The organism is Tenuibacillus multivorans, from assembly GCF_900103915.1.
Taxonomy (GTDB): Bacteria; Bacillota; Bacilli; order Bacillales; family Alkalibacillaceae; genus Tenuibacillus; species Tenuibacillus multivorans.
On the sequence record NZ_FNIG01000007.1, the window covers coordinates 20,026 to 32,220 of the forward strand.

9 protein-coding genes are annotated in these 12,195 nt (G+C 38.7%); 4 read left to right on the top strand and 5 right to left on the bottom strand.

Annotated elements, in window-relative coordinates; translation table 11 throughout:
* Nucleotides 1–163: 163 nt before the first annotated feature.
* From BLP77_RS11085 to BLP77_RS11100, 4 genes are all read right to left on the bottom strand, one after another.
* A complete protein-coding gene (locus BLP77_RS11085; RefSeq protein WP_093857205.1) occupies nucleotides 164–1,948 on the bottom strand; it encodes an acyl-CoA dehydrogenase family protein in 1,785 nt (594 codons plus the stop codon).
* Between the two features lie 19 nt (nucleotides 1,949–1,967).
* Nucleotides 1,968–3,143: an acetyl-CoA C-acetyltransferase gene (locus BLP77_RS11090; protein WP_093857206.1), complete on the bottom strand. Its 1,176-nt coding sequence runs from the start codon at nucleotides 3,141–3,143 to the stop codon at nucleotides 1,968–1,970.
* Between the two features lie 42 nt (nucleotides 3,144–3,185).
* Nucleotides 3,186–5,588: a 3-hydroxyacyl-CoA dehydrogenase/enoyl-CoA hydratase family protein gene (locus tag BLP77_RS11095; RefSeq protein WP_093857207.1), complete on the bottom strand. Its 2,403-nt coding sequence runs from the start codon at nucleotides 5,586–5,588 to the stop codon at nucleotides 3,186–3,188.
* A 149-nt stretch (nucleotides 5,589–5,737) separates the two neighbouring features.
* Complete coding sequence (locus BLP77_RS11100) at nucleotides 5,738–6,655, bottom strand: proline dehydrogenase family protein (RefSeq protein WP_093857208.1); 918 nt, start codon at nucleotides 6,653–6,655, stop codon at nucleotides 5,738–5,740.
* Nucleotides 6,656–6,910: 255 nt separating this feature from the next.
* Between BLP77_RS11100 and BLP77_RS11105 the strand changes: the two genes are divergently transcribed.
* From BLP77_RS11105 to BLP77_RS11120, 4 genes are read left to right on the top strand one after another with little or no spacing between them, the layout of a single operon-like run.
* Complete coding sequence (locus BLP77_RS11105) at nucleotides 6,911–7,825, top strand: metal ABC transporter solute-binding protein, Zn/Mn family (protein ID WP_093857209.1); 915 nt, start codon at nucleotides 6,911–6,913, stop codon at nucleotides 7,823–7,825.
* Nucleotides 7,826–7,838: 13 nt separating this feature from the next.
* The gene (locus BLP77_RS11110; protein WP_093857210.1) at nucleotides 7,839–8,594 is read left to right on the top strand and encodes a metal ABC transporter ATP-binding protein; all 756 of its coding nucleotides are present in this window, start codon (nucleotides 7,839–7,841) and stop codon (nucleotides 8,592–8,594) included.
* Nucleotides 8,595–8,608: 14 nt separating this feature from the next.
* The gene (locus tag BLP77_RS11115) at nucleotides 8,609–9,472 is read left to right on the top strand and encodes a metal ABC transporter permease (protein WP_093857211.1); all 864 of its coding nucleotides are present in this window, start codon (nucleotides 8,609–8,611) and stop codon (nucleotides 9,470–9,472) included.
* Entirely contained in the window at nucleotides 9,462–9,872 is a 411-nt protein-coding gene (locus BLP77_RS11120) for a Fur family transcriptional regulator (RefSeq protein WP_093857212.1), read from the top strand. Before BLP77_RS11115 ends, BLP77_RS11120 begins: the two co-directional genes overlap by 11 nt.
* A 32-nt stretch (nucleotides 9,873–9,904) precedes the next feature.
* Here the strand turns inward: BLP77_RS11120 and BLP77_RS11125 are convergent, their stop codons facing one another.
* Nucleotides 9,905–12,193 carry a sensor domain-containing protein gene (locus BLP77_RS11125; protein WP_093857213.1) on the bottom strand — a complete coding sequence of 763 codons (2,289 nt, stop codon included), beginning with the start codon at nucleotides 12,191–12,193 and terminating at the stop codon, nucleotides 9,905–9,907.
* Nucleotides 12,194–12,195 lie beyond the last annotated feature (2 nt).

Here is a 12,195-nt window from a genome sequence, read left to right on the forward strand (position 1 = left end):
CTAAATAGTTAGCATTTTGATAAAAAATTTCCTGTCAGCGTAGTTGCACGTATACTTTATCCTTTACTGAAGTTAAACTTTCTTATAACTACAAGCTTTAACCGAGCCCTTGTAAACTTAAAAACCTCCAAACACATGACGTGTTTGGAGGTTCCGTTTAGCATTAAACCACATATTTGTCAGCATCGATAATCGAAGCTGCGATTTGGCGTTTTTTCTCAATTACATTTATTGGATCGTGGCGTGTTAGCTTACGTAGGGCTCCGAGCATCATGCGTAAGCTATCGCCTGAGTCACTTGCGATTAAGGTTTCTTTGGCATGCGCTTCAATACGGTTGAAGGCTTCTTCTACATACACTTGAGTGTAAAGTAGCTTTTGTTCACTCTTATCTAATCCAACGTTATCGATTGATTTTTGTGTACGTAAAATAGCTGATTCCATGTTGTAGATTTCAGCCGCCATGTCGGCAATATTGACGAGTAATTCTTGTTCTTGCTCTAGTTTTTCACCATATTTTTGAGCGGAGATACCTGCTGATAACAAGCCGATTTTCTTAGCGTTTTTAAGGAGATAAAACTCCTGTTCTAAAGGTTCGTCGTCAACCTGTTCTGGCATCATTGTCATTAACTCTTCTTGTAAGCCTTGAGCTTTTTGTAATAAAGGAAGTTCACCCTTCATCGCTTTTTTCATAAATGTACCTGGAACAATCATACGGTTGATTTCGTTCGTTCCTTCAAAAATTCGATTGATTCGTGAATCGCGGTACATGCGTTCAACTTCATATTCTTGCATGAAGCCATAACCACCGTGGATTTGCACGGCTTCGTCAACTGCAAAATCAAGAAGTTCGGTTGCCATGTATTTATTCATTGAGCACTCAATGGCGTATTCGGCAATACTCTTCGCAACCTCGTTACCCTCGTTAAGCTGTTCTTTCGATAAGTTTCCTAATCGTTGTTCGAATAAACCGACTGTACGATAAACCGCACTTTCATTCGCATAGGTGTTAGTGGCAACGCTTGCAAGTTTTTCTTGGATTAAGCGGAATTGTGAAATCGGTGTATTAAACTGCTTACGCTCATTGGCATATTGAGTAGCCACTTCAATCGCGCGTTTAGCACCGCCGACACCACCAATCGCAAGCTTATATCGTCCAACGTTTAAAATGTTAAATGCAATTATGTGACCGCGACCGATTTCGCCAAGCACATTTTCAACTGGTACTTCAGCATCTTCTAAAATTAACGTACGCGTTGAAGATGCTTTAATCCCCATCTTCTTCTCTTCTGCACCAGTTGAAACGCCAGGGAATTCACGTTCAACGATAAACGCGGTAAATTTGTCTCCATCAATTTTTGCATAAACGACAAACACATCAGCAAACGCTGAGTTGGTGATCCATTGTTTTTCACCGTTTAAAATGTAATGTGTGCCTGCTTCATTGAGCTTCGCTGTCGTCTTTGCACCTAACGCATCGGAGCCTGAACCTGGCTCTGTTAATGCATAGGCTGCTAATTTTTCACCCGTTGCGAGTGCTGGTAAATATTTTTGTTTTTGATCCTCATTACCGAAAAATACGATTGGAAGTGACCCAATTCCTACGTGTGCGCCGTGTGAAATCGAGAAACCACCTGCTAACGACATCTTTTCTGTAATTAAGGATGAACTAATTTTATCAAGCTCTAAGCCACCGTATTCTTCAGGAACGTCCGCCCCTAATAAACCAAGTTCACCTGCTTTGTTCAATAAATCAACCGACTTATCAAATTCATGGTTCTCTAAATTCTCGCTAACCGGCCATACTTCGTTTTTTACATATTCTTCAGTCGTTTTCGCAATCATCTCATGTTCATCTGTAAAATCCTCAGGTGTTAAAACGTCTTCAGCTGAAACATCTTCAACTAAAAAGCCGCCACCTTTAAACATTTTTTCCTTTGTTTCACTCATTTTAAATCCCCCTTAAGATTTAAATTAATTCAAATACACCAGCAGCACCCATGCCGCCGCCAATACACATGGTCACTACACCATACTTCACATCGCGACGTTTCATCTCATGAATCAATGAAAGCGTCAATTTCGTACCTGTGCAGCCAAGTGGGTGACCTAATGCGATCGCGCCACCACTAACATTAACGATTTCATCATTTAATCCTAATTCACGAATAACTTGTAATGATTGTGATGCAAAGGCTTCATTTAATTCAAATAATCCAATATCATCGAGTTCCAAGCCTGCTTGTTTAATGGCTTTCGGAATCGCTTTTACGGGTCCAACCCCCATAATTTCTGGCTCTACACCAGCTACTGTAAACGAGCGGAACTTCGCCATCGGGGTTAATCCTTCTGATTCGGCTTTTTCACGATCCATAACTAAAACAGATGCCGCACCATCACTCATTTGTGATGAGTTACCTGCCGTTACACTACCTTTCATCGCAAAAGCCGGTTTTAATTTACCTAAAACTTCTTTTGTCGTTCCTTTACGAACGCCTTCATCCTGTGAAAGCGTGAGTGTTGTTTCTTTCACTTCATTTTCAGGACCAAGTTCACGGTCGGTTACCTCAACAGGCACAATTTCCTCATCGAAATTTCCTTCTTCTAAAGCCTTCGCGGCACGCTCATGACTACGTACAGCAAATTTATCTTGATCCTCACGCGAAATACCAAAACGCTGCGCTACTTCTTCGGCTGTATGACCCATTGACATGTAATAACCCGGTGCGTTTTGAACGAGCTCTAAATTTGGCTTAATCACATGACCGCCCATTGGGATTAGACTCATCGATTCTGCACCGCCTGCAATGACCGCTTCACTTCTTCCAACCATTATTTGCTCTGCTGCATACGCAATACTCTGTAAGCCTGATGAGCAATAGCGGTTTACCGTAATGCCGGGAACTTCATTAGGTAGGTTTGCTAAGCCCGCTACGTTACGAGCCATGTTCATACCTTGCTCAGCCTCAGGCATGGCGCAACCGATAATGACATCATCGATCGGTCCATCGTAGTTATCAGCTCGTTTTAACGTTTCTTTTATCGTTAAAGCCGCTAAATCGTCCGGCCGCGTATGAGCCAGTGTGCCTTTTTTTGCTTTTCCAACAGGTGTTCTCGCACCTGAAACGATTACTGCTTCTCTCACAACTCATCCCCCTATTCATATTGGAGTCTTCTGTCATAAAAACTAGTTACGTAGTGGTTTAACTTTCATTAACATGTGCTGCATGCGTTGTTGCGTCTTCGCTTCACCAATTAGACTTAAGAACGCTTCACGCTCTAAATCTAGTAAATACTGTTCATCGACTAATGTACCGTATTTTAATCGACCACCAGCTAAAACAAACGCCAGTTTATCGGCAATTTTTATATCATGCTCTGAAGCGTAGCCACCATTTGCTAGAGATTTTGCTCCTAGTAACATCGTGGCGTAGCCTTGTTCTCCGACGACAGGAACCTTCTCACGTTTTCTAGGCTGGAATCCACCATCATGTAAAGCGATAACCTTTTGTTTAGCATCATGGATTAGGTGATCGCCGTTGACACTAATCGCATCCTGTTCAGCATCTAGTACACCATTTTCAATCGCTTCGGCTGCAGACGTTGAAACTTTCGCCATCGCGATTTTTTCAAAGACATCATTCGTAACCTTCTGTAAATCAAAGTCGACACCTTCTGGTAGGCCGCTAAGCTGTTTCAAATAAAATTCTTTGTTACCGCCACCACCAGGGATTAATCCGACACCAACTTCAACTAGACCCATGTAGGCTTCCTGAGAAGCTTGAATACTGTGCGCTGGCAGACAAACCTCAGTTCCGCCACCTAGTGTCATACCAAACGGTGCTGACACAACAGGTTTTTCGTTGTATTTAATGTTCATCATTGCTTGTTGGAATTGTTTCACAACCAAATCTAGTTCCATGAAGTTGAAGTCTTGGGCTTCCATCAACATCAAGCCTAAATTAGCTCCTACACAGAAGTTTTTACCCTGATTTCCGATGACAAGCCCTTTATAGTTCTCATTCACTTCATTAAGTGCGGTATTAATCATCTGCATGGTGTCGAGTCCAAGCGCGTTACTTTGTGAATGGAATTCTAATAAGGCGACATCATCACCTAAGTCTATTAAACTAGCTCCCGCGTTTTTCTTAATAACGCCATTAACCTCTTTATGAAGCTTTAAGTTAATTTCTTTTGGGTTAACCTGTTTCTCGACATATTCACCATTATGATAATAATAGACTTTGCCATTTTCCGATTTATAAAATGATTCAAAGCCTTGATCTAGCATTTCCTTAACCCAGGTTGGAACATTAGCCCCTTCTTCTTTCATCCGTTCAACTGAGGATTTGACACCAATTGCATCCCACATCTCAAATGGACCGAGTTCCCAACCAAAGCCCCATTTCATCGCTTCATCAATAGCTTTAATATCATCGGCAATTTCACCAACTAATTCAGCTGAATAGATTAAAGTCGGCTTCGTGATATTCCAAATTAAATCGCCACCACGATCCCCTTTAGCATTGATTAATGCGCGTAGCTTACGCTTAGAGCCTTTTTCTTGCTTCGCCATACCTGTCGCATTGGTTTTAAGCTTTTGACGCTCTTCGTATTCCATTGTTTCAGGATTTAATTCATATATGACGCTTCCGTCTTTACCTTTTTTCTTAAGGAAGAAGCCTTGCCCAGACTTAGCACCCAACCAGCCTTTTTCATTCATTTTGTTCATGAAATCTGGTACAATAAAAGCTTCTTTTTCGTCTCCTTCAACATGGTCATACACGTTTTTCGCAACATGAATAAATGTATCTAAACCTACAACATCTAATGTACGGAATGTGGCACTTTTCGGTCTTCCAATCATCGGACCTGTTACAGAATCCACTTCACCGATACTGTAACCGCCTTCAAGCATTTCCTTAACTGTGACTAATAAACCATATGTTCCGATTCGGTTTGCTATGAAGTTAGGCGTATCTTTTGCTTCAACAACACCTTTACCTAATACATCTTCACCAAAACGTTTCATAAAGGCTAGCACGTCAGGATCTGTCTCTTGATTAGGAATAACCTCTAATAATTTGAGGTAACGCGGTGGGTTGAAAAAATGCGTTCCTAGAAAATGCTTTTTGAAGTCCTCTGAACGCCCTTCAGCCATTGCCTCAATCGAAATACCTGAAGTGTTCGATGATACAATTGCACCTTCTTTTCGGTGTGCTTCAACCTGTTCAAATACCTTTTTCTTAATATCTAGATTTTCAACCACAACCTCGATAATCCAATCGACGTCTGATAGTTGCTCCATGTGATCATCAAAGTTACCGACTTGAATTAAGTCGAGACTCTTTTTACTTGTTATTGGAGATGGATTTTGCTTTTTCAACTTTTCCTTATTCGATGCCGCAATACGATTACGAACTACTGCATCATCTAATGTTAAACCTTTCTTCTTTTCAGCCTCTGTTAATTCTCGAGGTACAATGTCCAACATTAGTGTAGGGATACCTACGTTGGCCAAGTGTGCTGCAATACCGGAACCCATGACCCCTGATCCCAATACAGCTGCGCGCTTGATTTTACGGTTCATTTTTGTTCCCCCTATTCCTTTTGAATGAATACTCATTCATTTTGTCGCAAAAAATATTGGATAGTTTAACTATCCAATATGATATCTACTTTAATGATAATGTATTTTCAGATATTTCGCAAATGTTTTTTCTGTTAAAAAAGCAAATATTATTTCTTAATGATTCCCTTTAAAACAAATGCGACATTGGCTGGACGCTCAGCTAACCTTCTCATATTGTAGCCAAACCAGTCCTTACCATATGGCACATAAACACGCATCGTGTAACCTTCCTTCACGAGCTGCTCTTGTAATTCCGTTCTGATGCCATACAGCATTTGAAATTCGAATTGATCATTCGAAATGCCGTGTTCTTTCACAAGCTTTTTTGTATAATCTATCATCGCATCATCATGTGTGGCAATAGCCGTATAATTTCCATTAAGTAAATGTATTTTAATGATATTTTTATAGTTTTCATCCACATCTTTTTTATCTGGATAGGCGACTTGAGGCGACTCTTTATAAGCTCCTTTTACTAAACGTAAATTCGGATTATAGGAATCGAGGCGTTCTAAATCCTCCTCTGTTCGATAAAGGTAAGATTGTAATACCGTTCCCAACCCTTCATATTCTTGTTTCAATTCTTCAAATATATCTAAAGTTGCTTCACTACGTTCATAATCTTCCATATCAATCGTTACAAAAACACCATGCTCTTGACCAGCATCTAAAATTTTTCGCATATTTTCCATGACTAGATCACGCGAGATATCGAGTCCCATGGATGTCATTTTTAACGATAATTGAGAATCTAAGTTTTCATCCGCAATGACCTTGATCGCCTTCACACACTCTTCAGTACGTTCACGTGCTTCTTGTTCGTCGTTAACAAACTCACCCAGGTGATCAAGTGTCACGACCAACCCTTTTTGATTTAATTTTCGAATAGCATCGGCAGCTTGTTCAATCGTTTCACCTGCAACAAAACGTGATGCACCAAAACGTAAACCATACTTTTTAGCTAACTTTGTAAAAAATTTATTATTAGATAAAAAGAGAAAAAACTTACGTAATAACTTCTCCAAGATGAGTCCCCCCCTATGTGATGTTTATATATGTGAAACCGTTTTCTATTTTATCACTTTTTTGATAAAAAAGATATTTCTAAATACTAAAGATACGCTATAACATGACAAAAAATTAAATAATTTATCAACGATTTACTCATTTTAAAAATAGTGTAGAAAAAAACTTTCTAAATCGTAACCATTCCTATTTACAAATCGTAACCATTACGATATACTCTTAAAGGCTCGATTAAACTTAAGGAGAGACACGACATGAAAAACATTAAAGCTATTATTTATTTATTCCTTTTACTCACTTTAATAGCTTGTAATCAAAATGCAGAGGAAGATTCAAATCAAACGAATAAAATCGTGACATCGATTTATCCGATAGAGTATATCGTTTCCGAAATTGCCGGGGACTTTGTTGAAGTTGAAACGGTCGTACCATCTGGCGCAGACTCTCATTCTTATGAACCATCGACGAAGAGAATGCTTGAGTTGGCAGATAGTGATGGATTTTTCTTTATTGGAGAAGGCATGGAAGTCTTTTCTGAAACGATGGCTGAAACTGTCCAAAGTGAAGGTGTTCAAACCCTACGCTTAGCAGAGCATCACGATTTATTCGAGGATGCTGCTCATGATCATGAAGGGGATGATGAACATCATCATGGCGATTTCGACCCTCATTTTTGGTTGGATCCCATCCGTATGATTGATGCAGGTGAAATCGTTCTAGATGAAATGGTTTCATTATACCCTGAACAAGAAGGTCAGTTTCAAGAGCATTTTAATCAATTCAAAGAAAAAATGACGGATTTAGACGAACAATTCAAATCAAACCTTGATCAAGTCAATCTATTAGTTGCACACCAATCGTTCACCTATTGGGAGCAGCGATATCCTATTAAACAATACGCCATACGAGGTATCTCATCTTCTGAAGAACCATCTCAAAAAGAATTACAGGAACTGTTTGAGGATATTGAGCAATTAAATATGAATGATATTGTCTTAGAAAATAATTCTGATGACCGCTTAGCCTTAACAATTGCGAATGAACTAAATTTAGAAAAATATTATTTAAGTAATCTTTCAACCAGAACGGATAATCAAGTGGAAGAAAATATGGATTACGTCGACATTATGCTTGAGAATTTAGAAGTTTTAAAACAGCTTAACCAGTAAAGGAGGGATTGACATGGCGAATCCCATCATTTCAGTCGAGAACGTCTCCCACCGTTATGAACAACAAAACGTGTTAGAAGATATTAATTTTAATATTCATCAAGGTTCATTTGTCGGGTTGGTTGGACCAAATGGATCGGGAAAAACAACCTTAATCAAACTGATGTTAGGTATCGAAAAAATTCAAAGAGGATCAGTAAAGGCCTTTGGAAAACCGATTCAAAAATTTAAAAATGAAGGTCGGATGAGCTATGTGTCGCAGAAAGCCAATGCCTTTACCCGCGGTTTTCCGGCAACGGTAAGAGAAGTGGTTTCGATGGGAATTGTTTCGAATCAAAAACCGCTTTTGCCTGGGCAAAAAAGTGATCATGAACTCATCGTTTATGCACTTAAACAAGTTCATATGAAGGATTATTTAAACCGAAATATCGGCGATTTATCCGGCGGGCAGCAGCAACGTGTCTTTATTGCTCGTGCGATTGTTAATCAACCTGAACTATTAATCTTAGATGAGCCGACAGTTGGTGTTGATTCGGAAAACGTTGACCACTTTTACCAGCTCTTATCCAAACTTAATCAAGAGTTAGGTATTACTCTCGTTCTTGTTACCCATGACATTGGTTCAATCACAACCTATGTGACAGATTTATTATGTTTAAATAAATCGATTCACTACCACGGCGATCCAAGCGGGTTTGAAAATATGACAGATAAAGAGCGTTCAAAGCTATACGGACACTCGATTCATACGATTACACATGACCATTAGAAAGGGGCGAGGATATGTTAGATGCTTTTTTAAATTATGACTTATTAAGAAACACGTTTTATGCTGGTTTACTTGTCGGTCTAATCGCCCCATTACTGGGTACGTTTATTGTGGTTCGGCGCCAGTCAATGATTGCGGACGGTTTATCACATGTTACATTAGCCGGTCTTGCTTTTGGACTATTGATGCAGAAAAAATATACATTACTGGTGTTTACACCGTTCCATACGGGTATCGCCTTTTCCATCATAGGCGCATTGATTATCGAGAACCTACGAGATGTTTATAAAGCCTTTCAAGAGATTGCGATTCCTATTATACTATCGCTTGGTGTTGGATTAAGTATTGTTTTTATCGCACTCGCTGACGGCATAAATACTGATATTTTTTCTTATTTATTTGGTTCTGTTGCCGCTGTGAGTGGTGCAGACTTAAGATTAATTCTATATATATCATGGCTCGTCGTGACCTTTGTTGTTTTCTTATATAAACCTCTATTTGCGTTATCCTTTGATGAAGAATTTGCGAAGGTATCAGGAATTCAAGCAAAGCTGATTCATTTTCTATTTATTGTCATGACGGCACTTGTTATCTCAGCTTCGATTCGAATCGTTGGTGTATTACTCGTTTCAGCGCTAATGACGTTACCGGTTGCAACGAGTATGCGGATTGCTAAGAGCTTTAAACAAACGATTATATATAGTATCATTTATGGTGAGATAGCCGTTATAATCGGGCTCACTACGGGGTATTATTTTGAAATTCCACCAGGTGGGACCATCGTCATCACATCAGCATTATTGCTCGGATTCACGCTATTGTTTAAACGTATTCAATTCATAGTAGGGATTAAAAGGGATGATCGAAATGCAGCTTAATCAGGCATTATCAATCTTAAAAAATGAAGGCTATAAATATACGGAAAAACGTGAGGATATTCTATCGTTTTTTAATCAAGTGGATGGGTACCGTACGGCTAGTGACTTGTTAAATCATTTAAATCAAAAATATCAAGGCATTAGCTATGATACGATTTATCGTAACCTTCATCTGTTTCATGATTTAAGTATCTTAGAAACAACAGAGCTTGATGGTGAAAAACATTTTCGCTTATCCTGTGATCATGATGAACACCATCATCACTTCATCTGCAAGTCATGTGGTAAGACAAAAGCAATCAAATCATGCCCAATGAATCAATTAAAACAAGACTTTGATGGATACTTTATCGAAAATCACAAATTTGAAATCTACGGATTATGTCCAAGTTGTCATTAATTAAGCCCTAGTCGTGTTAACTAGGGCTTGTTTTATGCGCGTACATATAATTGTTCAATATCATTTGACGGAATCGGTTTTGAAAAGTAAAACCCTTGACCAATCCGACATCCAATAGACACAAGGTAGTTCATTTGATCTGCTGTCTCAATTCCTTCACCAACAATGTCAACCTTACATAGTTTAGCCAGGTCAACAATAAAGTCCACCATATTTTTCTCTTCATGTTGTCCAATCATGTCGATAAAAGAGCGATCAATTTTGACATAATCAACAGGCAAATCACGCATATATTTTAACGAGCTATAACCAGTACCAAAGTCATCAATACTAATCTTTACACCCGCTTCTCTGAGTAAGTTTAGCTTATTTAAGTTTCGATCAATGTCCATTGTAATTGATTCGGTAATTTCAATTTCAAACACACCGGCTGGAATGTCATAATAATCGAGAATATCAATAACATTGTGAACAAATTCTTCATCGGAAAATTGTTTAGCCGAAATATTAACTGAAAAACTAGGGATCCTCAGTCCAGCTTCCCTCCACTTCACGTAATCCTCACAGGCTCGTTTTAATACATAATCCGTCATCGGAAATATTAAGCCAGTCTCTTCCGCAATCGGGATAAACACGCCTGGTGAAATCATCCCTTGCTCCGGATGGAACCATCGTGCCAAAGCTTCTACCCCTTGAATGCTACCTGTCTCCATATTAATTTTCGGTTGGTAATAAAGATCAATTTCCTCACTTAGAATCGCACGGTGCAATTCATTTTCATAAAAATATGTATCAAGATGATGATTCATCGTCTCATCATAAAATTCATATGAATTACGCTCGACTTTAGCACTTTTCAAGGCCGAGTTACCTTTTTGATAGATTTCTTCAAACGTAAACCCATCATTCGGATACATCGATATACCAATAGAAATCGTTGGGTGCACAGTCTCATTTCTAATATGCATCGGCTTTTGAAACTCTTCCTGCAATCGGTTAACGATATCTACAACCTCAGATTCACCTTTTACCCCTGGAATAAAGATGCCAAATTCATCACCTTTGAGTCGTGCCACCAGCCCGCGATGGCGAACCTGATTTTTCATCGTTTTCGCAATCGAAACAATTAACTCATCGCCAAAGTCGGTTCCATATTGTTGATTAATAGAATGAAAGCGATCGATATCTAAAATCATAAATGCATGCTGGTTTTCGCGATACCGATCAATTTGTTCCTCAGCTTCAACATTAAATGTATTAAAATTATAAAGCCCGGTCACAAAATCAAAATGTTCTAAATAGCTGATTTCACGTCTAAACTCTCTTTCCGTTGTGTAATCACTGAACATAACCTGTAGTCCAATAGTACGGCCTTCCTGGTCATACAAATTAGAGTAAGCCAACTGCAAATATTTTCGATCATTATTAGCATTGGCCACCTCTATATTTTGCTTAAAAACCTCACCCTCGGATTCATTGGTTTTAATATACGACGATGCCCCCTGTAGTATTTTAGGCATCACCTCAACGATTGATTTTTGCAAGGCATTTTGTCTCGTAATTCCTAGCATCTCTTCAGCTTGTCCGTTCCAAACATTAATATGACCGTCTGCATCACAAGCGATTAGACCTAGTGGCGAATGCTCTAAAATAGCCTGGAGCTGTTTTCGTGTGACATACAACATTTGATCCTTTTGTTTTTCCTCTTTAATATCGACTAGAAATCCGAAGAAATTCGTCAACTTATCCTGTTCATCAAGCACCTGGTGTAGTGTAAATAGCTTTGGAGAGTAATGACCATTTTGATCGACCATAATGATTTCATCTTCCCAATGACCATCTACATCTAACGTTTGTCTAATAGAACGATAACTCTCCTGTGCTTTAAATTGCAGCACACGCTCATAACGCCTGCCAAGTAGCTGATCATTTGTGAGACCAATCATCTCCATAAACTGTTTATTCACCTTAAGGATATGACCGTATTCATCTGTAATAAACAGACCTTGATCGATATTATTAAAGGCTTCGTTCGTTAAAGAGAGTTCATTCTCATTCTTTTGTAGTTCCTGATAAAAGTTAATATTTTTATGAGTCTCTTTAACTAAGTAAAGGTAAAAAAATAAGCCCGTAATAAATATATACATCCAGCCTTTTAAAGATTGCACAAATGACATTGACGGTGCTTCATCTATGAAAAATTGTAATAAACTATCGGTCGTTGTGATCCACAGTAATCCTATTAATAAATACAAAACTAAAAATTTCGTTGGAAACTGCTTTAGTTGATTGATTTCAAGACTATAACGATCGTTACTCATCT